This is a genomic window from endosymbiont of Riftia pachyptila (vent Ph05) (assembly GCF_000224455.1).
In the GTDB taxonomy this organism is placed as follows: Bacteria; Pseudomonadota; Gammaproteobacteria; order Chromatiales; family Chromatiaceae; genus Endoriftia; species Endoriftia persephonae.
In genome coordinates, this window is sequence record NZ_AFOC01000058.1 from 1 (window position 1) to 23,217 (window position 23,217).

General features: G+C 59.8%; 19 protein-coding genes and 2 pseudogenes. 11 read left to right on the forward strand and 10 right to left on the reverse strand.

Annotated elements, in window-relative coordinates:
- The 9 genes and pseudogenes from RIFP1SYM_RS10085 to RIFP1SYM_RS10125 all read right to left on the reverse strand — a co-directional run.
- A pseudogene (locus tag RIFP1SYM_RS10085) lies at positions 1–253 on the reverse strand (hypothetical protein); the annotation flags it as partial.
- A gap of 53 nt (positions 254–306) precedes the next feature.
- Positions 307–843, reverse strand: a complete 537-nt coding sequence (locus tag RIFP1SYM_RS10090) for a DUF7931 domain-containing protein (protein ID WP_005963769.1) — start codon at positions 841–843, stop codon at positions 307–309.
- Between the two features lie 12 nt (positions 844–855).
- On the reverse strand, positions 856–1,293 hold the full coding sequence (locus RIFP1SYM_RS10095; RefSeq protein ID WP_006474104.1) for a GNAT family N-acetyltransferase: 438 nt from the start codon (positions 1,291–1,293) through the stop codon (positions 856–858).
- A complete protein-coding gene (locus tag RIFP1SYM_RS10100; protein WP_005963773.1) occupies positions 1,286–2,458 on the reverse strand; it encodes a cupin domain-containing protein in 1,173 nt (390 codons plus the stop codon). Before RIFP1SYM_RS10100 ends, RIFP1SYM_RS10095 begins: the two co-directional genes overlap by 8 nt.
- A gap of 325 nt (positions 2,459–2,783) precedes the next feature.
- A complete protein-coding gene (gene purB / locus RIFP1SYM_RS10105; RefSeq protein WP_005963775.1) occupies positions 2,784–4,151 on the reverse strand; it encodes an adenylosuccinate lyase in 1,368 nt (455 codons plus the stop codon).
- Positions 4,152–4,473: 322 nt separating this feature from the next.
- Positions 4,474–5,310, reverse strand: coding sequence for a squalene/phytoene synthase family protein (locus RIFP1SYM_RS10110; RefSeq protein ID WP_005963777.1), 837 nt, complete (start codon positions 5,308–5,310; stop codon positions 4,474–4,476).
- On the reverse strand, positions 5,298–5,951 hold the full coding sequence (locus RIFP1SYM_RS10115; protein WP_005963780.1) for an HAD family hydrolase: 654 nt from the start codon (positions 5,949–5,951) through the stop codon (positions 5,298–5,300). The genes RIFP1SYM_RS10110 and RIFP1SYM_RS10115 overlap by 13 nt, the downstream gene beginning before the upstream one ends.
- Positions 5,948–6,661, reverse strand: a complete 714-nt coding sequence (gene ubiG / locus RIFP1SYM_RS10120; RefSeq protein WP_005963783.1) for a bifunctional 2-polyprenyl-6-hydroxyphenol methylase/3-demethylubiquinol 3-O-methyltransferase UbiG — start codon at positions 6,659–6,661, stop codon at positions 5,948–5,950. Before ubiG ends, RIFP1SYM_RS10115 begins: the two co-directional genes overlap by 4 nt.
- Positions 6,662–6,865: 204 nt before the next feature.
- Positions 6,866–8,185 (reverse strand): TRZ/ATZ family hydrolase, encoded by a 1,320-nt coding sequence (locus tag RIFP1SYM_RS10125; RefSeq protein WP_005963785.1) that lies wholly within the window; start codon positions 8,183–8,185, stop codon positions 6,866–6,868.
- 65 nt (positions 8,186–8,250) lie between these two features.
- On the opposite strand from RIFP1SYM_RS10125, the gene mtnA reads away from it, so the two are divergent.
- The 11 genes and pseudogenes from mtnA to RIFP1SYM_RS10180 all read left to right on the forward strand — a co-directional run bounded on the left by mtnA (position 8,251) and on the right by RIFP1SYM_RS10180 (position 22,013).
- Positions 8,251–9,315 carry an S-methyl-5-thioribose-1-phosphate isomerase gene (gene mtnA, locus RIFP1SYM_RS10130; RefSeq protein ID WP_039960264.1) on the forward strand — a complete coding sequence of 355 codons (1,065 nt, stop codon included), beginning with the start codon at positions 8,251–8,253 and terminating at the stop codon, positions 9,313–9,315.
- A gap of 130 nt (positions 9,316–9,445) precedes the next feature.
- A complete protein-coding gene (gyrA, locus tag RIFP1SYM_RS10135; protein ID WP_005963792.1) occupies positions 9,446–12,031 on the forward strand; it encodes a DNA gyrase subunit A in 2,586 nt (861 codons plus the stop codon).
- A gap of 98 nt (positions 12,032–12,129) precedes the next feature.
- Positions 12,130–13,212, forward strand: a complete 1,083-nt coding sequence (gene serC, locus RIFP1SYM_RS10140) for a 3-phosphoserine/phosphohydroxythreonine transaminase (RefSeq protein ID WP_005963794.1) — start codon at positions 12,130–12,132, stop codon at positions 13,210–13,212.
- Between the two features lie 135 nt (positions 13,213–13,347).
- Positions 13,348–14,529, forward strand: a complete 1,182-nt coding sequence (locus RIFP1SYM_RS10145; protein ID WP_005963797.1) for a phosphoglycerate dehydrogenase — start codon at positions 13,348–13,350, stop codon at positions 14,527–14,529.
- A gap of 17 nt (positions 14,530–14,546) precedes the next feature.
- Positions 14,547–15,644: a prephenate dehydratase gene (gene pheA / locus RIFP1SYM_RS10150; protein WP_005963800.1), complete on the forward strand. Its 1,098-nt coding sequence runs from the start codon at positions 14,547–14,549 to the stop codon at positions 15,642–15,644.
- Between the two features lie 54 nt (positions 15,645–15,698).
- Complete coding sequence (hisC, locus tag RIFP1SYM_RS10155) at positions 15,699–16,805, forward strand: histidinol-phosphate transaminase (RefSeq protein WP_005963803.1); 1,107 nt, start codon at positions 15,699–15,701, stop codon at positions 16,803–16,805.
- A complete protein-coding gene (locus RIFP1SYM_RS10160; protein ID WP_005963805.1) occupies positions 16,802–17,668 on the forward strand; it encodes a prephenate dehydrogenase in 867 nt (288 codons plus the stop codon). The genes hisC and RIFP1SYM_RS10160 overlap by 4 nt, the downstream gene beginning before the upstream one ends.
- A 145-nt stretch (positions 17,669–17,813) precedes the next feature.
- Entirely contained in the window at positions 17,814–19,139 is a 1,326-nt protein-coding gene (gene aroA, locus RIFP1SYM_RS10165; RefSeq protein ID WP_005963808.1) for a 3-phosphoshikimate 1-carboxyvinyltransferase, read from the forward strand.
- Positions 19,136–19,798, forward strand: a complete 663-nt coding sequence (gene cmk / locus RIFP1SYM_RS10170; protein ID WP_005963811.1) for a (d)CMP kinase — start codon at positions 19,136–19,138, stop codon at positions 19,796–19,798. The genes aroA and cmk overlap by 4 nt, the downstream gene beginning before the upstream one ends.
- Before the next feature lie 143 nt (positions 19,799–19,941).
- Positions 19,942–21,617, forward strand: a pseudogene (gene rpsA / locus RIFP1SYM_RS10175) (30S ribosomal protein S1).
- Between the two features lie 69 nt (positions 21,618–21,686).
- Complete coding sequence (locus RIFP1SYM_RS10180) at positions 21,687–22,013, forward strand: integration host factor subunit beta (RefSeq protein WP_005963820.1); 327 nt, start codon at positions 21,687–21,689, stop codon at positions 22,011–22,013.
- Positions 22,014–22,160: 147 nt separating this feature from the next.
- Here RIFP1SYM_RS10180 and RIFP1SYM_RS10185 read toward each other — a convergent pair.
- Positions 22,161–23,217, reverse strand: a 1,057-nt coding sequence (locus tag RIFP1SYM_RS10185; RefSeq protein WP_039960263.1) for a response regulator, incomplete at its 5' end; no start/stop codon positions are given.

Sequence of the window (23,217 nt, forward strand, 5' to 3'; positions counted from 1 at the left end):
GGAGTCGTCTTGCAGGCCGGTCAAGCTCTCCGATCAGTCTGATAAGCTCCGCCCGCCGTGCAGTCTCTGCCTTGAGCAGCAGACCAGTGCCTGCCGGGCTGATCAGTGCGTCCTGTCCGAGCAGGGGTGCAAGCATCGGGATCAGTGTCTGTGCCGGTTGGTGCATCAGCGGCACAAACTCAATCGCGGGCTCGGCCCGTCCGCTCAACGGGGAGAAAAGCGCCAGGAATAGTAGTATCCATCGCCGGGTCATCAGGATTGTCTGCCTTCAACTTGTTCAGTCACAGGCAGTATAGCGATTGGATCTTAAAGATAGAGTCGCAACAGCTCCCGGTCCGGTTCACCGCTCTCCCACGCCTCGTTGAAGCGCTCAGCCAGCTGCGCGACCCGCAGGCGGTCATTGAAATCACAGCGGCCCTCGTAGTAGCTGGCCATCTTGCGGTGGATGTAGCCATATTCGTCCGCTAGCAGAAAGTTTTCCAGTGCCTTGAGGAGCGGTTCCCCTGGCCGGCGGATCTCGATGCTGGAGGTGAGGCGTTGAGCCAGATGAACCAGTCGATGGCCTTTGCGGCGGATCGTGCGATTGTTCTGCAGCAGGATGCGGATCTGCGAGAAGCGGCTACGCAACGAAAGCTCTTTGATCGCCACAACAAAGTCGCTCTGGTCGTAGAGCGGATGATCCAGGTCGTGACTGAAGATATCGATGGTGCGATGCGCCTGTGTCGCCATGTTCAAGGCAAACTGGGCGAATTCATCTACCGAGGTGAGTGAGATCAGGCCGCTCTCTGCGCCGAGCTGATAGGCGTCAGCTGTCGGTGTGGTTTCCGGTGCCAGTATGATCATTCTTCTTCCTTATTAATCTTCCTTATCAAGCCGCATGCTCAAATGGGGAATGCCCGCATCCATGAAAATCTCTCCCTCTGGGTGGAAGCCGAATCGTCGATAAAAAGCGACTGCGTGGGTTTGGGCGTGCAGAAAGCAGGCTGGAAAACCCTGTTGTTCGGCGAGTTGAAGCAGCTCTCTGAGCATTGCGCTGCCGACTCCCTGATTGCGCCAGGACCGCAACACCGACATGCGACCGATCTGCCCGTTGGGAAGTAGCCGCGCACAGCCGATGGGCTGACCGTCCGGGGTTTCTGCCAGCAGATGCAGTGCCGTCTCGTCGAGACCGTCCCACTCTAGTTCGGGCGGCACCTGTTGCTCCTTGATGAAGACCGTCTCGCGGAGCTGTTTGAGTGCCTCCGCACTCGCTGGCCAATCGGCCTGCCGCAGTTGAAACTGGGTGCTACTCATCGTCGAAGATGAGGTGGTTGTCATTGTAGAGGTCACACACAAGCTGCAGGCAGTCGGGCTGTTCCAGCCAGTTCTCCAGATAGCCGAAGTGGAGCAAGCGATGATGGGTGAGGATGGCGAGAAAGTCCCCTGATTCAGAGGGGAGTTGATACTCTTCGCCATTCACGAACAGGCTGTCCTGGCCTTGGCTGCCGCGACTGAACAGCATGCGCGAGTATGCGTTGCGATGGATCATCGACGCCTGTCGAAAGCGTTCGTGGAAGGCGGCGGGGGAGAGCGGTGTCTGGCGGGGTTCCAGCTGCAGGTTTGGTTTGCTCTCGCTGATGAAACGGCCGAACCAGCGTCGTTTGAACTCGTCATCTGTCTGCAGCATCCGCTGCAAACTGGCGCTGACCTCCTCCACAACAGTTGGCAGGATCTCACCGCTGGCCTGTTGTGGCGTCATGGGAAGATCCCTATAGCGCCCTTCAGCGGCGAGCTGCTCGCCCAGTGCCTCGCACCAGGCGTTGGCCATCTCGCGGTAGGCGGGGGCGCGGAATCCCACCGAGCAGCTGATGCAGTCGTCGCCCTCGGCTACCCCCCAGTGGGCAACATTGGGCGGCAGATAGAGCAGATCACCGGGCTCCAGCAGCCACTCTTCCTCCGCCTCAAAATCGGGCAGGATGCGTAGGTCGAGACCGGGGATAAAATCCTCCTCCGAAACTGGCTGGTAGTGGATCTTCCAGCGCCGCCGTCCCTTGGCCTGATAGAGGAACACATCGTAGTCATCGATGTGGGGGCCGACCGAGCCCTGATCCGCAGCATAGCTGACCATCACATCGTCGAGACGCCAGTCGGGGATGAAGTGGAAGTAGTCGAGCAGACTCGCAACTGGTGGCAGATGCTTGTCCACATCCTGTACCAGCAGGGTCCAGTGGCTCTCCGGTAGCTCGGCAAAGGTCGCCTCAGTGAAGGGGCCGAAGCGTGCCTCCCAAGGGGTCTTACCCCGTTCCAGCACCAGGCGGGATTCCACATCCGCCTCGCAGGCGAGACCGGCTAGCTCATCCGCATCCAGGCCACACTTAAACTTGGGTAGGGCCTGGCGCAGCAGCAACGGCTTCTGTTGCCAATAGCTTTTCAGGAAGCTTTTCGGGGTGATCTCGTTGGGGAAGTTGAGCTGCTGCATGGGACAAATCCTGCCTGAGAAGGATGGGATTATAGACCCAGGTTAGGGATCGATCAGCAGGAAGTGAGTTCTGATTTTGCCCTGGGATGTGATCCAGGCCCGACTGCAGAAAAAAGAAAACCCGGCATACCAGGCTGGGGGGCGGTAGGCCGGGTTTGAATGCAGACGGACCGAGCGACTCGTATTGCGGACACGAGCGGGAGGACAAGCCAATCGGCTACCGTCTGCAGAGATATTATGAACTAAATTCTCCAAGTGAAACCGTGCTTTGGTTCACAAAGTCCAAGCAATCCTTGATCAAGGTCCTGGTTCTCTATGATGGCAGTCAAATACGTTTTGCCTGCTCGGTCGCATTTCCGATATAGCCTTGTGGGGTCAACTGTTTCAACGATGCCTTGGCCGCATCGGGGATCTCCAGGCCATCGATGAAGCTGGCCAGCTGCGCTGGGGTGATGCGCTGCCCGCGGGTCAGCTCCTTCAGTTTCTCGTAGGGTTTTTCCACCCCGTAGCGGCGCATTACGGTCTGGATCGGCTCCGCCAGCACCTCCCAGTTGCCCTCCAGGTCGGCCAGCATTGCCTCGCGGTTCGCCTCCAGCTTGCTGATACCGCGCAGGATCGATTGCAGTGCAATGCTGGTGTGGGCAAAGCCGACGCCGAGGTTGCGAAGCACCGTGGAGTCGGTCAGATCCCGCTGCCAGCGGGAGATCGGTAGTTTGGCGGTGAGATGGCCGAATAGGGCGTTAGCGATGCCCAGATTGCCCTCACCATTCTCGAAGTCGATCGGGTTGACCTTGTGCGGCATGGTGGAGGAGCCCACCTCGCCGGCGATGGTCTTCTGCTTGAAGTAGCCCAGCGAGATGTAGCTCCAGATGTCGCGGCAGAAGTCGATCAGGATGGTATTGAAGCGCGCCACCGCATCGAACAGCTCGGCCATGTAGTCGTGGGGTTCGATCTGGATGGTGTAGGGGTTCCAGTCGAGGCCCAGTGATTCGATAAAGCGCTGCGCAAAGCCGGGCCAATCGATCTCCGGATAGGCAGAGAAGTGGGCGTTGTAGTTGCCCACCGCGCCGTTGATCTTGCCCAGCATCTGCAGGCCGGCGATCTGCTCGCGCTGACGATGCAGCCGGTAGACCACGTTGGCCATCTCCTTGCCCATGGTGGAGGGGGAGGCGGGCTGGCCGTGGGTGCGGCAGAGCATCGGGGTATCGGCCAGTTCGTGGGCCAGGGCGCGGACCGCCTCGATCACCTCGTCGATCTGCGGCAGCAGCACCTGGCCGCGTCCCTCGCGCAGCATCAGCGCGTGGGAGAGGTTGTTGATGTCCTCCGAGGTGCAGGCGAAGTGGATAAACTCGCTGATCGCCTCCAGCTCGTCGTTGCCGGCGATCTTCTCCTTTAGGAAGTACTCCACCGCCTTCACATCGTGGTTGGTGGTGCGCTCGATATTTTTGACCCGTTGGGCATCCTCTTCACTGAAATTCAGCACGATATTGTTGAGGATCTTGTTGGCATGCTCGCTGAGCGGTGGCACCTCGCTGACCTCATCGGCCGCCGCCAGTGCCTGTAGCCAGCGCACCTCCACCAGCACCCGGTGACGGATAAGGCCATATTCGCTGAAGATAGGGCGCAGCTCATCGGTCTTGCTGCCGTAACGCCCGTCCACCGGAGAGACTGCGGTCAATGTGGAGAGTTGCATGGTTTTCTGCCTGCCTGATCTGAAAAAAGGGCGAGTATACCCAATCCATTGGGGAGGCGGGAAATCGTCGCTCGCTTTCGTTCAGACTTAAGCAGAGGCTCCTTAGTCGTTAATAATGGGGCTGATCTGATTGCTGCAGTTTGGGATGCCGCATGGATTGGAGTCGTCAGGGTGATCGAATGATTTTCTGTCAACAGAGATGACTTTCATGGAGTTCCGACTACAGTGTTTGTTGATCAAGAAATGGCCTGACCGCACGGCCAGACCATTTTCTCTTGATGAGCCCCTCAATATTACGGAGCAAGCTTCCACACAAAGCCACTCAGAATCTCAACCACCCAGCGATCACGGTATGCCAAAGTATCTCAAGCGGGGAGAGTTCCGGGCGCCGCTGCAGGATCTTGGCCCTCTCCTGTGCTAACAGCCGTTGGTGTCGATGGGCCAAAGCATAGAGATTAAGGCTCGGCCGTAGCGCCGGCAGCGGGTGTCTTTCGAGATGTTGTGTGGTGCTCTGGCGCCACTGCTCGGCTGTTTCCAGCGCCTCGTCAATAAAGGCAGCTGTTTCTTGGGCATATGTCTGCAGCAGCAACTTATCAGGTGTCAACTTGTATTGTTGCAGGGGCTCGTGAGCTAGCAGGTATCTGCCTTGGCGCAACTCCCAGCCCAGGTTGTGTATGGTCCCCACCAGCCAGGAGTAGGCTCCGATCTGGCGGGCGGCCTCGATCTTATCTTCAGGAATCTGCAGGCTTCTCGCCAGCAGTTCGCAGAAGCTGCCATCCAGCTGCCGGGCATGCTGTTGCAGCTCAGCCCAGTCTGAAGGCGGGGTGCCCGCTAGTTGCCGCTTCATCGCTGTCGCCATCTGATCGAACAGTGCGAGTGGAAGCTTCTCATCAGATACAAGCGGAATCAGGGCCTGTGCCAGGGGGTGTCGGGCATGGCCCCGGCAGGCGTTAGCGGTCTCGCTTCGCCACCACTCGAGGCGCGCCTGCGCCACTCCAGCATCACTGCACTCCCGTGCGATGCGCAACAGCTCCTCACGCCAGGCGAACAGCAGTCCGATCTGCTCGCGTCCGTTACGTGGTGAAAAGCGAATCGCGTAGTAGTTGGCAGAACCGGGTGGGACGAGCCGCCGCAGGTGCTCTGCGACTATTCGATCCAATCCAGGATCTCCTGCGGATGGCGGATTAGGCCGTCGGCGTGCCAGCTCTCTGGCCGGTCATCCTCGGTGAGATAGCCGAACAGTGCGGCGAGGGTGAGGGTGCCGGCGTTGCGGCCCGCTTCGATGTCGCGCTCGGCATCGCCCACATAGAGCGACTCAAACGGCTCCACGCCTACCTGTTGGCAGGCGTGGTAGATCGGCGCTGGGTGGGGTTTAGGGTATGCCGCAGTATCGCCGCTGATAATGCAGGCGGCTTGTTCCCCCCTGGCGAGCTGGCGCATCAGCGGTTCGGTCAGCCAGGCCGGTTTATTGGTGACTATGCCCCAGGGGATGTGGCGTTCCTGCAGTGCATCCAGCAAGGGCTCTATGCCGTCGAACAGGCGGGTGTGCACTGCGATATTGGCCAGGTAGTCGTCGAGAAAGGCCCGCCGCAGCGCTTCGTAGCGGGCATTGCCAGGTTCCAGCCCAAAGCCGACCCTGATCATCGCCTGGCTGCCGTGGGAGACCGCCGGGCGCACCTGCGCGAACGGCATTGGCGGTAGGCCCTCGCCGGCGCGTACCCGATTGAGGGCCTGGTGCAGATCGGGGGCAGTGTCGGCGAAGGTCCCGTCCAGGTCGAACAGGACACAGCGGATTGTCATGCGTCAGCCCGGACCGTGTGGACCATGTAGTTGACATCCACATCACTGCCCAGTGAGTAGCGCTGGTTCAGCGGGTTGTAGCTCAGGCCGGTGATGTCGCAGGTCTCCAGTCCGGCGGCGCGGATCCAGCGGTCCAGCTCCGCCGGCTTGATGAACTTGGCGAAGTCGTGGGTGCCCTTGGGCAGCAGCCGCAGCAGATATTCCGCGCCGACGATGGCAAACAGATAGGATTTCGGATTGCGATTGAGGGTGGAGAAGAAGACGTGGCCGCCGGGTTTGACCAGCCGCGCGCAGGCGTTGATCACCGAGGCGGGATCGGGCACATGCTCCAGCATCTCCATGCAGGTCACCACATCGAAAGCCGCCGGGCGCTCCTCGGCCAGCCGTTCCACCGGGATGCGTTCGTAGTTGACCTCCAGTCCTGATTCGAACAGATGCAGTCGTGCGACCTGCAGTGGCGCCTCACCCATATCTATGCCGGTTACTTGGGCGCCGCGCTCCGCCATGCTCTCGGCGAGAATGCCGCCGCCGCAGCCCACATCCAGCACCTCCTTGCCGGCCAAATGGGCGATCTGGTCGATATAGCCGAGGCGCAGTGGATTGATCTCATGCAGCGGTTTGAACTCGCTGTGGGGGTCCCACCAGCGAGAGGCGAGCGCCTCGAACTTGCTGATTTCGGCGTGATCGACGTTGATGGATTCCTGGCTCATTGTTGCTGCGACCGGGGTAGCGGATGGAACGAACGATTATAGCGCGTCATGGAGCCTCTGAATAAGTCTGGACGCAGTCGATTGTGATTCAGAATATTCAGATTCAAGACGCAAATCGCACGTAAAGCTTACGTTCATGTAGGCGAGGAAAAAGTTGGGCATTCTGGGCGCAAGATACGAGTTCATGACTTGTTCAGAGGCTCCTCAGCCCTCGGCAATCCTCTCCCGCCAGCTGGCGGCCCGGCTGATCAGCTCACCACTGTCGAGGGTGGTGAGGCAACCGTTGCGCACCAGCTGGCGCCCGGCGACCCAGACCTGGCTGACCTGCTCACGCCCGGCAGCGTAGACGATTTGTGAGATTGGATGGTAGACCGGCTGGGTGTTGAGGCGATTCAGATCCACGGCTGCCAGGTCGGCCGATTTGCCGACCTCTAGGGAGCCGATTTCCTGCTCCAGCCCCAGTGCCCGGGCGCCGTTGATGGTGGCCATCGAGAGTGCCTGGGCGGCGGGTAAGGTGGCGGCATCTCCGGCTACCCCTTTGGCCAGCAGGGCGGCGCTGCGCATCTCGCTGAACATGTCGAGGTCGTTGTTGCTGGCAGCGCCATCGGTGCCCAGCGCCAGGTTGACGCCGGCCTCCAGCAGCTTCGCCACCGGGCAGAAGCCGCTGGCGAGCTTCAGATTCGACTCCGGGCAGTGGATCACATGGCCGCCACTCTCGGCGAAGCGGCTGATCTCCCCCTCTTCCAGGTGGGTCATGTGCACCGCCTGCAGGGTAGGGGAGAGCAGACCCAGTCGCTGCAGCCGTGCCATCGGCCGGTCGTTATGCTGCTGCAATCCTTGCACGATCTCGTCGTTGGTCTCGTGCAGATGAATGTGCACCGGGATATCCAACTCGTCGGACAATACTTGGATGCGCTCCAGTGGCGCATCGGAGACAGAGTAGGGGGCATGGGGGGCGAAAGCGGTTTTGATCAGGCCGTTGCTGCGGAACTGGTCGTGTACCTCCAGCCCCTTGTGCAGATACTCCTCCCAGTCTGCGGCCCAGACCGACGGAAAATCGATGGTGATCAGGCCGACCATCGCGCGCATGCCGGCGGCGTGAGCGGCGCGGGCGGTGACATCCGGGAAGAAGTACATGTCGTTGAAGCAGGTAGTACCGCCGCACAGCATCTCCGCCATTGCCAACTGGCTGCCGTCGTGGACAAATTCCTCGCTCACCCAGCGCTGCTCCGCCGGCCAGATGTGCTGGTTGAGCCAGCTCATCAGTGGCAGGTCATCGGCCAGTCCGCGCAGCAGCGACATAGCGAGATGGGTGTGAGCGTTGACCAGACCGGGGATCAGTGCCTGCCCCGGTAGCTCCAGACGGTTCTCTGCCTGATATCGGGATGCGGCCTGATCCACCGGCAGGAGCCCGATGATCCGCCCGCCATCGATGGCAAGCGCGTGGTTTTCCAACACTTCGCCTTCGGGAACCACCGGGATGATCCACTCGGCCTGGATCAGGGTGTCGATCTGTTGCTGCATAGCGCTTGCCTTTTTTTATCGCTTTGTTCTAAATGACCGCCAAATTTGCCACGAGATTCGATCAGATGGAAGCCGACCACATTGCCCTGAACCCCTCGCCTGACAACGCCATTGCCTGGCACGCCAAGCAGCTCTGGCTGCTCGATCAACGCAAACTGCCGGCCAGCGCCGAGTATCTGGAACTGAGGAGTGCCGAGGCCACTGCTGATGCGATCCGCGAGATGGTGGTGCGGGGCGCGCCGGCGATCGGCATCACCGCCGCCTACGGGGTGGTGCTGGCAGCCCGTACCGCCTACGCGGCAGCCGGCTCCGGCTGGAAGAGTGCGATCCAGCTCGACCTGGGTCGGCTGCGGGATTCTCGTCCCACTGCGGTGAACCTGTTCTGGGCGCTGGATCGCATGCGGGGGCTGATCGACAGCCTGGACGATGAGGCCAACCCTGAGCCGCAGCTGCTGCAGGAGGCCGAGCAGATCCACGCCGAGGATGTGGCGGCGAACCGGTGCATGGGGGAGCTGGGGGCGGCGCTGATCGACGGCCCCACTGGTGTCATCACCCACTGCAACGCCGGGGCGCTGGCTACTGGCGGCTACGGCACTGCGCTGGGGGTGATCCGCAACGCTCACGCCGCGGGGCGTATCAATAAGGTCTATGCTGACGAGACCCGTCCCTGGCTGCAGGGGGCAAGGTTGACCGCCTGGGAACTGCTGGCGGACGCGATCCCGGTGACCCTGCTGGCGGATGGTGCCGCGGCCAACCGGATGGCCCAGGGGGGCGTCGGCTGGATTATCGTCGGCTCTGACCGGATCGCCGCCAACGGCGATGTGGCCAACAAAATCGGCACCTTTAGTCTGGCAGTGGTAGCCAAGTACCACGGCGTGAAGGTGATGGTGGTGGCTCCCACTTCTACCATCGACATGCAGGTCGCCTCTGGCCAGGAGATCCCAATCGAGGTGCGTGGCGGCGATGAGCTGCTCTGCTGCGGTGCGCAGCGTATTGCCGCCGAGGGTGCGGAGGTATGGAATCCGGTGTTTGACGTGACGCCGGCGGAGTTGGTCGATGCCATCGTCACCGAGAAGGGTGTTGTGCTCTCGCCAAATGTAGAAAAGATGCGGCAGCTGATGGAATCTTGAGCTCAGAGCGCCAGGAAACTGTTTTCAGGCGCTTTTTGTACAACAAAGGGGGGCGGGGCTATGTTACAATCCGGCAATTTTAACGCCTCCTGAATCCTCTGAGGCGTGAGCGGAACAGAAACCAGCGCCTATGAGCGAATTCGCCAAAGAAGTCCTGCCGGTCAATCTCGAAGACGAGATGCGTCAGTCCTACCTCGACTACGCGATGAGCGTAATCGTAGGGCGGGCGCTGCCGGATGTTCGTGACGGACTCAAGCCAGTCCATCGTCGTGTGCTCTATGCGATGAGCGTGCTCGGCAACGATTGGAACAAGCCCTATAAAAAGTCGGCCCGCGTGGTCGGCGACGTGATCGGTAAATATCACCCCCATGGCGATACTGCGGTCTACGACACTATCGTGCGAATGGCCCAGCCTTTCTCCATGCGCTACATGCTGGTGGATGGTCAGGGCAACTTTGGCTCGGTGGATGGCGATGCGCCTGCCGCCATGCGTTACACCGAAGTGCGCATGGCGAAGATCGCCCACAGCATGCTCGATGATCTCGACAAAGAGACCGTCGATTTCGTCCCCAACTACGACAACAGCGAACATGAGCCGGCGGTACTGCCGGCGCGCATCCCCAATCTGCTGATCAACGGCTCCACCGGTATTGCGGTGGGCATGGCGACCAACATCCCGCCGCACAACCTGGGCGAGGTGATCGATGCCTGTATTGCGTTGGTGGACAATGAGGCGATCAGCATGAGTGAGCTGATGCAGTATCTGCCGGGGCCCGACTTTCCCACCGCCGCTATTATCAACGGCGCCCACGGTATCAAAGAGGCCTATCGGACCGGCCGCGGCCGCATCTATATGCGCGCCCGCACCGAGATCGAAAGTCTCGACAGTAGTAACAGACAGCGCATCATCGTTCACGAGCTGCCCTATCAGGTGAACAAGGCGCGTCTGCTGGAAAAGATCGCCGAGCTGGTCAAAGAGAAGAAGATCGAGGGTATCACCGAACTGCGCGATGAGTCCGACAAAGATGGCATGCGCATGGTCATCGAGCTGCGCCGCGGCGAAGTGGCGGAGGTGGTGCTTAACAACCTGTTCCAGCAGACGGCGATGCAGAGCGTCTTCGGTATCAATATGGTGGCCCTGGTGGACGGCCAACCGCGGCTGCTCAATCTGAAGCAGATGCTGGAGTATTTCATCCGCCACCGCCGCGAGGTGGTGACTCGCCGTACCCTGTTCGAGTTGCGCAAGGCGCGGGATCGGGCCCATGTTTTGGAGGGGCTGGCGGTTGCTTTGGCGAATATTGACGAGGTGATTGCGCTGATCAAGGCGGCCTCCAGTCCGGCTGAGGCGAAGCTCGCGCTACTGGCACGGCACTGGCAGTCGGGCACGGTGGAGGCGATGCTCCAGCGCGCCGGTGCCGACAGCACCCGTCCGGAGGGTCTGGCGCTGGAGTTTGGGCTCTCTGAACAGGGTTACCGTCTCACGGAGATCCAGGCGCAGGCGATTCTGGATCTGCGTCTGCACCGCTTGACCGGTCTTGAGCAGGACAAAATCATCAAGGAGTACGAGGAGTTACTCGAAAAGATTGCGAATCTGCTCGATATTCTCTCCAGTTCTTTCCGGCTGATGGAGGTGATTCGCGACGAGCTGCTGGCGATTCGCGAGCAGTACAACGACCCGCGCCGTACCCAGATTATCCAGGACCGACTCGACCTCACTCTGGAGGATCTGATCACCGAAGAGGATGTGGTGGTGACGCTTTCGCATAAGGGCTATGCCAAGGCTCAACCGATCAGCGTCTATCAGGCGCAGCGGCGCGGTGGCAAGGGCAAGTCGGCGACTGCCACCAAGGACGAGGATTTTGTCGACAAGCTGTTTGTCGCCAGCACCCACGACACCATTCTCTGCTTTTCTAGTCACGGTAAGGTCTACTGGCTGAAGGTCTATGAGCTGCCCCAGGCCGGTCGCGGCGCACGCGGCAAGCCGATGGTCAACCTGCTGCCGCTGGGCGAAGAGGAGCGGATCAACGCGATCCTGCCGGTGCGTGAGTTCCCCGAAGACCGCTACGTGTTCATGGCGACCCGTTCCGGCATCGTCAAAAAGACTCCGCTGGAGGCCTTTTCGCGGCCCCGCGCCAGTGGAATCATCGCGGTCGATCTAAGACCTGACGATCGGCTGATCGGGGTCGAGATCACCGATGGTGATCAGCATGTGATGCTGTTTGCCAGCTCCGGCAAGGCGGTGCGTTTCCATGAGTCCCATGTGCGGCCGATGGGGCGTACCGCTTGCGGTGTGCGTGGTATCAAGTTCGCCCCGGAGCAGCAGTTGGTCTCGCTGATCGTCGGTGATCAGGGTGATATCCTGACGGTGACTGAAAACGGCTTCGGCAAGCGTACCCCGGTGGCTCAGTACCCGGTACATGGCCGCGGTGGCATGGGCGTGATCTCGGTGCAGACCTCCGAGCGCAATGGCCCGGTGGTGGGGGCTGTGCAGGTCCAGGAAGATGACGAGATCATGATGATCACCAATGGCGGTACCCTGGTGCGAACGCCGGTGAGGGATGTCTCGCAGATGGGGCGCAACACCCAGGGCGTCACCATGATCCGCCTCGGCAAGGCGGAGCGGCTGATCGGCATTGAGCGAATTGAAAATCTGGAAGAGGAGCAGGATGCCGGGGAAGAGGTGTCGGATGGCGCTTCCGATGAGTCGGCAGATTGATCTCCTCCGGTGGCTGGAGACCGGTCATTGCTTCAGTATGGCCTCGCCTATAGAGGCTTATTAAAGTCTTAAATTAAACAAGATGTTGAGAGGAAAAGATGTCACGAGTCTTCAATTTTAGCGCCGGTCCGGCGGCGCTGCCTGAGGCAGTTCTAAAACGGGCAGGTGAAGAGCTGCTCGATTGGCACGGTGCGGGCATGTCGGTGATGGAGATGAGCCATCGCGGTAAGGAGTTCATGTCGATCGCGGTGCAGGCCGAGGCGGATCTGCGCGAGCTGCTGGCGGTGCCTGATAACTACAAGGTGTTGTTCCTGCAGGGCGGTGCCTCCAGCCAGTTTGGCATGGTGCCGATGAATCTGACCCGTGATAACAAAAAGGTTGATTATCTGATCACCGGTTCCTGGTCGAAGAAGGCAGTGGCTGAGGCGAAACGCTATGCTGAGGTCAATCTCGCTGCGGACACCAGCGACAGCAAGTTCACCATCGCGCCTGGGCAGAACGAGCTGAAACTCAGCGGCGATGCCGCCTATGTCCACTACACCCCCAACGAGACCATCCATGGCGTCGAGTTCCCCTATGTGCTGGAGACCGGAGATGTGCCGCTGGTGGCAGACTTCTCTTCCACCATCCTGTCGCGCCCCATCGACGTCTCGAAGTACGGCATCATCTACGCCGGCGCGCAGAAGAATATCGGCCCTGCCGGTCTGACCATCGTCATCGTGCGCGATGACCTGATCGGCAACGCTAGCGATGGCACGCCGACCATGTTCAATTACGCCACCCATGCCAAATCAGGCTCGATGTATAATACCCCCCCCACCTATGGCTGGTATCTGGCAGGCTTGGTGTTTAAGTGGCTTAAAGAGAAGGGCGGGCTGAGCGCCATGGCGGAGATCAACCAGCGCAAGGCGCAGGCGCTCTACGCTGCCATCGACGGTTCTGACTTCTACGCCAATCCGGTGGATCCGAGCTGCCGCTCCTGGATGAATGTGCCTTTCACCCTGGCCGACGCTGAACTGGACACCAAGTTCCTGGAGGGTGCCAGCGCCGCAGGCCTCAAAACCCTCAAGGGCCACCGCTCGGTGGGTGGTATGCGCGCCAGCATCTACAATGCCATGTCGGAAGAGGGCGTGCAGGCCCTGATCGACTACATGGCTGAGTTCGAACGAGTAAACGGATAAAAACGCCGAGATCGCGGAGACGCAAAGGTCGCAGAGATACATTTAATATTTATTTCTAACGTTCTGAAATAAATGATCTTTGCGTTCCCTGTGTCTCAGCGACCTCCGCGTTGATCGCACCAAGGTTGAAGTAAAATGTACAAGATCCTGACCCTGAACAATATCTCGGTGGCTGGCCTGGATCGCCTGCCGCGCGACAATTACGAAGTGGCCTCAGAGGTCGCGCACCCCGATGCGATCCTGCTGCGCTCCTATAAGATGCACGATATGGAGATCCCGAAGACGGTGCAGGCGATCGGCCGCGCCGGTGCCGGCGTCAACAACATCCCGGTCGACAAGATGACCGCTCGGGGCATCTCGGTGTTCAATGCCCCGGGCGCCAACGCCAACGCGGTAAAAGAGCTGGTGGTCGCCGGTATGCTGCTGGCGGCGCGCAACATCAGCCAGTCGTGGAAGTTCGCCACCGGGCTCGAAGGGGACGACGCGGTGATCTCCAAAAATGTGGAGTCGGGCAAGAAGAACTTCGTCGGATTCGAGCTGCCTGGGCGCACCATGGGCGTGATCGGCCTGGGCGCCATCGGCGTCAAGGTGGCCAACGTCTGCCGCGCCTTGGGCATGAATGTTATCGGCTACGATCCCACCATCACGGTACAGAGCGCCTGGAAGCTGGAGGCCGATGTGGAGCAGGCGCTGAGTGTCGACGATCTGCTCTCCAAGGCGGACTTTGTCACCTTCCATGTGCCGCTTAACGATGCCACCGCCAACATGATCAACGCCGATCGCCTGAAGCTGATGAAGAAGGGCTCGGTGCTGCTCAATTTCGCGCGCAACGGCATCATCGATGACGAGGCGGCGGTGGCTGCCCTCGATGAAGGCCAGCTCTACGCCTATATCTGTGACTTCCCCAGCAACCTGCTGAAGGATCACCCGCGGGTGATTACCCTGCCGCATCTCGGTGCCTCCACCAAAGAGGCGGAGGATAACTGCGCGATCATGGTGGCGGATCAGGTGCGGGAGTATCTCGAGGACGGCAACATCACCAACTCGGTCAACTTCCCCGAGATCAACCTGCCACGCAACGGCGGTTTTCGCTTGGCGGTGGTCAACAGCAATGTGCCGAACATGGTGGGGCAGATCTCTACCGATCTGGGTAACGCTGGTCTGAACATCGTCGATATGCTCAACAAGTCTCGGGATAATATCGCCGTCACCCTGCTGGATATCGACCGTGAGCCGCCACAGAGCGTGGTCGATGAGCTGGCCGCCATCGAGGGTGTGTTGTCGGTGCGTTGTCTCGGTTGCCCAGATAAAGACTGAGCTGGCGCTGCTGGGTAATGGATGAAGCAGTGAGTGACGATCAGAAACTGGCGGCGATCCGTGATCGCATCGATGCGATCGATGAGGAGATCCAGCGCCTGTTTAATGCCCGTGCAGAGGCGGCCCAGGAGGTCGCCAGGATCAAGCTGGCGGCCGATCCCCAGGCGCAGTTCTACCGTCCGGAGCGGGAGGCCCAGGTGTTGCGCCGGATCAAGGAACGCAATAGCGGACCGCTCGACCCAGAGGAGGTGGCGCGGCTGTTTCGTGAGATCATGTCCGCCTGCCTGGCGCTGGAACAGCCCCTTCAGGTTGCCTTTCTCGGCCCTGAGGGCACCTTTACCCAGGCGGCGGCGCTGAAGCATTTTGGCCACTCGGTGCAGTGTCTGCCGATGGGCTCGATCGGCGATGTCTTCAGCGAGGTGGAGTCCGGGGCCTGCCACTATGGCGTGGTGCCGGTGGAGAACTCCACCGAGGGCGTGATCAGCCACACCCTCGACAGCTTTGTCAGCTCACCGCTTTTGATCTGTGGCGAGGTAACCCTGCGCATCAACCACCACCTGCTCTCGTCTGAGTCTGGGCTACAGCAGATCAGGACTGTCTACTCCCACCAGCAGTCGCTGGCCCAGTGTCGTGGCTGGCTCGATCGCCATCTGCCCCAGGCGGAGCGGGTTGCGGTGGGCAGCAACGCAGAGGCGGCGCGCATGGCCTCCCAGCATGCGGGGGTTGCTGCGATCGCCGGTGAGACCGCGGCGGAGATCTATGGACTACCGCAACTAGTGAGCAACATTGAGGATGAAGCGGGTAATACCACCCGTTTTCTGGTGATTGGTAAAAAAGATGCCGGCGCCAGCGGCGACGACAAGACCAGTCTGCTGCTCTCGACCCAGAACCGGGCCGGCGGGCTGCATGGGCTGCTGTCGCCCTTTGCCGAGCACAGCATCAGCATGACCCGTATCGAGTCGCGTCCCTCCCGGCGCGGCATCTGGGACTATGTCTTCTTTGTTGATATCAACGGCCATCGCAGTGATCCGGCAGTGGCCGAGGCGCTGCGGCAACTGGAGCAGCAGGCGTCGCTGTTTCGTGTGCTCGGCTCCTACCCGAAGGCGGTGCTTTGATCCAGGCGCTTTCTGCGCCTAATCCGGGACCATCCGTAGCAAAACCAGGCTTCCATGTCAGATAATCGTTTTATTCAACTGTGCAGTGCGGGCATTGCCCAGCTCAAGCCCTACCTGCCGGGCAAGCCGATCTCGGAGCTGGAGCGGGAGCTGGGGATCAGCGGCTCGATCAAGCTCGCCTCCAACGAAAATTCGCTCGGTGCCAGTCCCAGGGTGGCCGAGGCAATCGGCGCGCTGATGAGCGAGATTGCCCGCTATCCGGATGGTAGCGGTTTCGAGCTGAGTCAGGCGCTGGTGGCGAAGCACGATTGCGATCCCGCCTGCATCACCCTGGGCAACGGCTCCAATGACGTGCTCGACATGATTGCGCGGGTATTTCTTGGACCTGGGTGCGAGTCGCTCTTCTCCCAATACGCCTTTGCGGTCTACCCGATCAGCAGTCAGGCGGTGGGGGCCGAACTGGTGATCGCTCCGGCGAAGGATTACGGGCACGATCTGCGCGCGATGCGCGAGCGGCTTAGCGAGCGAACCCGGGTGGTTTGGATCGCCAACCCCAACAATCCCACCGGCACCTGGCTGAAGCGTGGTGAGCTGAAGTCCTTCATCGCCGATCTGCCTGAGCAGGTGATTGTGGTGGTGGACGAGGCCTATATCGAGTATGTGGATCAGCCCGACTACCCCGATGCCTCCCTGTGGCTCGACGAGTTTCCCAACCTAATCGTCACCCGCACCTTCTCCAAGGCCTACGGACTCGCTTCGCTGCGGGTCGGTTATGCGCTCTCTCACCCGGATCTGGCCGGTCTGCTCAATCGGGTGCGCCAACCGTTCAATGTGAATGCGATGGCCCAGGCCGGGGCGCTGGCGGCCTTGGGTGATCAGGCCTTCATCCGGCGCTCGGTGGAGAGCAACCGGCAGGGTATGACGCAGCTGACCGCAGGTTTCCAGCGACTGGGGCTGAAATATATCCCCTCGGTAGGTAACTTTGTCACCCTCAGGCTCGATCGGCCGGCAGCGGAAATCGACCAGGCGCTGCTGCGCGAGGGCTGCATCACCCGCCCAGTCGCCAACTATGGTTTGCCTGAGCATCTGCGCGTAAGTGTCGGACTGGCAGAGGAAAACAGTCGTTTTCTCGATGCTCTTGAAGAGGTGCTGAAGCGGTGATTCGCAAGCTGGCAATCATTGGCGTCGGTCTGATCGGCGGCTCCATGGCCCGCGCCCTGCGGGATGAAGGGGTGGTGCAGGAGATCGTCGGCTGTGGCCGTAACCGGGAGAATCTGGAGAAGGCCGTCGCACTGGGGGTGATCGACCACTACAGCCACGATGTGGCGGTGGCGGTGCGCGGTGCCGATCTGGTCTTGCTCGCCGTGCCACTGGGGGCGATGGCGGACACATTGCGCGCGATGAAAGGCCATCTGGCAGAGGATGCAGTGGTCACCGACGCGGGCAGCGTTAAGGGCAGCGTGGTGCGGGATGCCGTCGAGGTGTTCGGCGAGGTGCCGCCGTTCTTCGTGCCGGGCCATCCGATTGCCGGCACCGAGCGCAGCGGGGTGGAGGCCTCTTTCGCGGAGCTCTACCGCAACCGTCGGGTGATCCTGACCCCTCTGGAGACCACCGATCAAGGTGCGCTGGAACGGGTCGAATGGGCCTGGCAAAAGTGCGGCGCGGTGGTCACAAAGATGGCGGTGGAACACCACGATGAGGTGCTGGCCGCGACCAGTCATCTGCCCCATATGCTTGCCTTTAGCCTGGTCGACTCACTGGCGCGGATGAAGGAGAACGATGAGATCTTCCGCTACGCGGCGGGGGGATTTCGTGACTTCACCCGCATCGCCTCCAGCAATCCGGTGATGTGGCGCGACATCTGTATCGCCAATCAGGATGCCCTGGGTGGGATGCTGAAACGCTTTGCCGATGAGTTGCATGAGATGGCGGCGGTGCTTAAGGCGGGGGACAGCGAGGCGCTGGAGCAGATCTTCGCCCGGGCCAAAGCGGCCAGGGATCGCTATATCGATCGGGCCGAGTAATGTAACCCACACAATAGTGCACTGGCCAGCACATAGGCTTGCTGTAGGTCGGGCTAAAGCCCGACCTGTCCGTCTAAAGATGGACCGAAAAGGGTCTGTTTTAATGCTGGGTTGTGGAATATGAATTTTCTGTGAGATCAGTCTGTTGAGTAAACAATCTAATGTCATCTTTAAGGCCAGTCCGGGCGGCAGGCTGAATGGTCGGCTGCGCGTGCCGGGGGACAAATCGATCTCCCATCGCTCGATCATGCTCGGTTCTCTGGCCGAGGGCGTGACCGAGGTGACGGGCTTTCTCGAGGGTGAGGACAGCCTTGCTACCCTCAATGCCTTCCGTGCCATGGGTGTCGAGATTGAAGGCCCCAAGGCGGGTCGGGTAGTGATCCACGGGGTCGGCATGCAGGGCCTCAAGCAGCCGAGCGCACCGCTTGATCTAGGCAACTCGGGCACCTCGATGCGGCTGCTCTCCGGGCTGATGGCAGGGCAGGGGTTCGATGTCACTCTGGTCGGCGACAGTTCCCTGTCGGGTCGGCCGATGCAGCGGGTAACCGATCCGCTGGGGCAGATGGGGGCGCAGATCGATACCGATGAGGGCGGCACCGCACCGCTGAGTATTCACGGTGGCAGGCAGCTAACGGGTATCGACTATAAGCTGCCGATGGCCAGCGCCCAAGTGAAATCGTCGGTGCTGCTGGCCGGGCTCTATGCGCAAGGGGAAACCTGCACCACTGAGCCTGCACCGACCCGGGATCACACCGAGCGCATGCTGGAGGGGTTTGGCTATGCGATCCGCCGTGATGGCCCGCGCACATGTCTCTCGGGAGGCGGTTCTCTACGCGCCTGCAGCATCGATGTGCCGGCGGATATCTCCTCAGCAACCTTCTTCATGGTCGGGGCCTGCATTGCCGAGGGTTCAGATGTGACCCTGGAGCATGTCGGCATTAACCCTACCCGCGATGGGGTGATCAACATTCTGCGGCTGATGGGGGCCGATATCGAGGTGCTCAATCCACGTACCGTGGGCGGTGAGCCGGTGGCCGATATCCGCGTGCGCGCCAGTCGTTTGAAGGGGATTCACATTCCAGAAGAGCAGGTGCCGCTGGCGATCGATGAGTTTCCGGCGCTGTTCATCGCTGCCGCATGTGCCGAGGGGGAGACGGTATTGACCGGTGCCGAGGAGTTACGGGTCAAGGAGAGCGACCGCATCCAGGTGATGGCCGATGGCCTGGTGACTTTGGGGATCGATGCTCAAGCGACCCCGGATGGGATTGTCATTCAAGGAGGCTCGCTTGGAGGGGGGCGGGTCGACAGCCACGGCGATCACCGCATCGCGATGTCGTTTGCGATGGCCGCCCTGCGCGCTTCGGGCGAGATCGAGATCGACGACTGCGACAACGTCAACACCTCCTTCCCAGGTTTTGTCGAACTGGCGAGCGGGGCGGGGTTGTCGATTCGTAGTGAGGAGGCGGCATGATCCCGGTTATCACTGTCGATGGCCCCTCCGGATCCGGCAAGGGAACCATCGCACAGCGGGTGGCGCAGAGTCTCGGCTGGCACTTTCTCGATAGTGGCGCGATCTATCGGGCGCTCGGCCTCTACGCGGAGCAGCAGGGGATTGGATCGGAGGAGGTCGATGCGTTGGCTGCGCTGGCTAGGGCGATGCCACTTAACTTCAGGCAGGATAAGGTGCTGCTCGATGGCAAAGAGATCTCCGCTCTGATTCGTACCGAGGCGGTCGGCAACGCTGCCTCGAAAGTTGCTGCGATTCCCGAGGTGCGCGAGGCGCTACTCGAATGGCAGCGTGAGTTTGCCCGCGCCCCCGGTCTGGTGGCCGATGGGAGGGACATGGGGACGGTGGTTTTTCCCAATGCTGAGGTGAAAATCTTTCTTACAGCGAGCCCGGAGGAGCGTGCTCTGAGGCGCTATAAACAGTTGAAAGAAAAGGGGTTGAGTGCTAATCTTCCCGGCCTCACGGTGGAGATCAGGGAGCGCGATGAGCGCGATTGTAACCGCGCCATTGCGCCGCTTAAGGCGGCGTCTGACGCGCTGGAGTTGGACTCCACCGAGATGGATGTCGATGCAGTCTACGCGAGCGTAATGGCGCGGGTAAGGAGTCGCTTACCCGGCCTTTGATTGCGTGGGCTGAGTCGGAAAATGGCGGCGATTTGCCGCTAAATTCGATAAATGCCGGTGATGCCGGCTTGTGTTTAACTTCTGAACCTGGCGATTCTTACAGGGTCGCCGTTGCAGCCCTCGTGTTGCAGGAAATCCAACCCATGACCGAAAGTTTTGCAGAACTGTTTGAAGAGAGTCTCTCCAACACCCAACTCCGTCCCGGCGCTATCATTATCGGTACCGTTCTGGACATCAACTCCGAAGCCGTAATCGTCAATGCTGGCCTCAAATCGGAAGGTGTCATCCCCCGTGTCCAATTCCTCAACGCCAATGGCGAGATCGAGGTTGAGGTGGGTGATCAGGTGGAAGTTGCGCTGGATGCCGTAGAGGATGGCTTTGGAGCGACTCGTCTCTCCCGTGAAAAAGCCAAGCGCGACCAGGCCTGGAAGTTTCTGGAGAAGGCGTTCGAGGCAGAAGATACTGTCAACGGCCGCATCAATGGCAAGGTCAAGGGTGGCTTCACCGTTGAGCTTGGCGATATCCGCGCGTTCCTGCCGGGCTCGCTGGTGGATGTGCGTCCGGTTCGTGATACCGCCTATCTAGAAGGCAAGGATCTCGAGTTCAAGGTAATCAAGCTGGATCGCCGTCGCAACAACGTGGTCGTCTCGCGCCGTGCTGTGGTTGAACAGGAGTACAGCGCAGAGCGTGAAAAGCTGCTGGAGAACCTGCAGGAGGGCCAGGAGCTCAAAGGTGTGGTCAAAAACCTTACCGACTACGGTGCCTTCGTCGACCTGGGCGGTATCGATGGTCTGCTGCACATCACTGACATGGCCTGGAAGCGGGTCAAGCACCCCTCCGACGTGGTTCAGATCGGTGACGAGATTACTGTCAAGGTGTTGAAGTTCGATCGCGAGCGCAATCGCGTTTCCCTCGGTCTGAAGCAGATGGGTGATGATCCGTGGGTCGCACTGGCGCGTCGCTATCCTGAGAGCACCCGTCTGTTTGGTAAGGTCACCAACATCGCCGACTACGGCTGCTTCGTGGAGATCGAAGAGGGTGTTGAGGGTCTGGTGCATGTCTCCGAAATGGATTGGACCAACAAGAACATCCATCCTTCCAAAGTGGTCACCTTGGGTGACGAGGTGGAGGTCATGGTGCTGGATATCGACGAGGAGCGCCGCCGTGTCTCTCTCGGTATCAAACAGTGCAAATCGAATCCCTGGGATGAGTTTGCCGTGACCCACAACAAGAACGATCACGTCTCCGGCAAGATCAAGTCGATCACCGATTTCGGTATCTTCATCGGTCTGGATGGCGGTATCGATGGCCTGGTCCATCTCTCCGACATCTCCTGGGATGATGCCGGCGAGGATGCGATCCGCAACTTCAAGAAGGGTGACGAGGTTGAGACGGTTGTCCTCTCTGTCGATCCGGAGCGTGAGCGTATCTCCCTCGGCATCAAGCAGCTGGCGAAGGATCCCTTCTCCACCTATGTTGCCACCAACAGCAAGGGTAGCATCGTCCATGGTGTGGTCGGTGCGGTTGATGCCAAGGGTGCAGTGATTGATTGGCTGACGGCGTGGAGGGTTATCTGCGCGCCTCTGAGCTTTCGCGTGATCGGGTGGAGGATGCCCGTACCCTGCTGAAAGAGGGCCAGGAGATCGAAGCCAAGTTTATCGGTGTGGATCGCAAGAATCGTACTATCTCTCTCTCCATCAAGGCGAAGGATGCGGCCGAAGAGGCTGAAGCCATCAAGGGTTATGCTCGTGATGCGGCCACCGCCGTTCCGACGCTGGGCGACCTTCTGAAGGAGCAGATGGAAAATCAGGGCGATTAATTCTGCCTCTTCAGGGAATAATAGGGGCCGGGTAACCGGCCCCTTATTGACTTCGGGTAGCTGAAAATAATGACTAAATCCGAGTTGATCGAAATTATTGCCAAAGATCAGAGTCACTTGGCGTATCGTGATATCGAGCTTGCCATCAAGTGCATGATCGAGCAGATGAGCCAGGCTCTCTCCTCCGGGGAGCGGATAGAGATTCGTGGGTTTGGTAGTTTCTCTCTTCACTACCGTCCACCCAGGATGGGCCGTAATCCAAAAACGGGTATGACCGTCGCCCTGTCTGGCAAATATGTCCCCCATTTCAAACCCGGCAAGGAGTTGCGCGAACGCGTTAACAGAGTTGCCACCGAAGTCAGTGATCCCTCGCTGGCGAGCGGTAACAATCCATAATAAAAGCATGGAGCGAGTATCACGAGCTCGAATGGCCTGAGACTACTGACTTATCTTGTCGATCCGATCTTTACCCTCATCGCTGGCAAGTGCCTCTGACTCCAGGCTCCTTCCTGGCTTTGCGGCTTTGATTGAAGGGAGGGAAAATCAACGATATTCCGCCAGGGCGTCGCTTACCAGCTGAATCTCCTGTTGCAGCTGATCCTGATACCCTTCAAATTGCTGGAAGGCGCCCTCTAGAGCGCAGGCCTCCATCAGGCTGCCTAGCTTGGCAAGCCGTCGTGCACTGACATTGTTGCCCGCTGATTTGATGCTGTGGGCGATCCTCCTTATCTCCTGCTGGTCACTATCTGCCAGGGCCTGTGGCAGCAGGCTGATCAGTTCATCCAGACTGATGAAGAAAGCATCAAGCAGTTCACCGAATTCATCCCCTAAAAGCTGTTGCATCTGTTCCAGGCCGTTTTGATCGATCACTTCGAGGCTTTCGAGCATGCTCGTCGGAACCGCGAATTCTGTTGCCTCGTAGTGCATCTCTGCTTCAGCTGCCGAGGGGCTTTTCGGGTTGAGCCATTTACCCAGCAATTTCGCCAACTGTTCTCGTTCAAAGGGTTTTGAGATGAAGTCATCCATGCCTGCTTCCAGGCACTGCTTGCGGTCTGATGCCATGTTGTTTGCGGTCATGGCGATGATCGGTGTGTGGGTACCGGTATCTCTCTCTCTCTGGCGGATTGCCCGGGTGGCCTCAAGCCCATCCATCTCAGGCATCTGACAGTCCATCAGGACGATATCGAAAGAATCCTCCGCCAGTCGCTCCAGGGCGATGCGGCCGTTATCAGCAATCTCTACCGTGCATCCCATCTTTGACAGCACAGAGCTGGCCACCTTTTGGTTGGGTAGCAGATCTTCAACCAGAAGGATTTTTGCATCAATGTGCTCTGTTTTATTGGAAGGCTGAGTGTGCCCCTCTATGACATGGTACTGGGTGATGATCTCCTGTTCCTTATGCTGCAGGGTGTTGGAGACGACACCCTCGATTGCTTCATGCAGGATCTGATGGGGTACAGGTTTGATCAAATAGGCGTCGAAGCCGACCTCCTCAAAATGTTTTGCATCGCCACGGTTGCCTGAGGAGGTGAGCAGGATCATCGGTGTCTCTTTGTAGGCCGGCATCTGGCGCAGTCTCAGAGCGATCTGTTCACCGTTT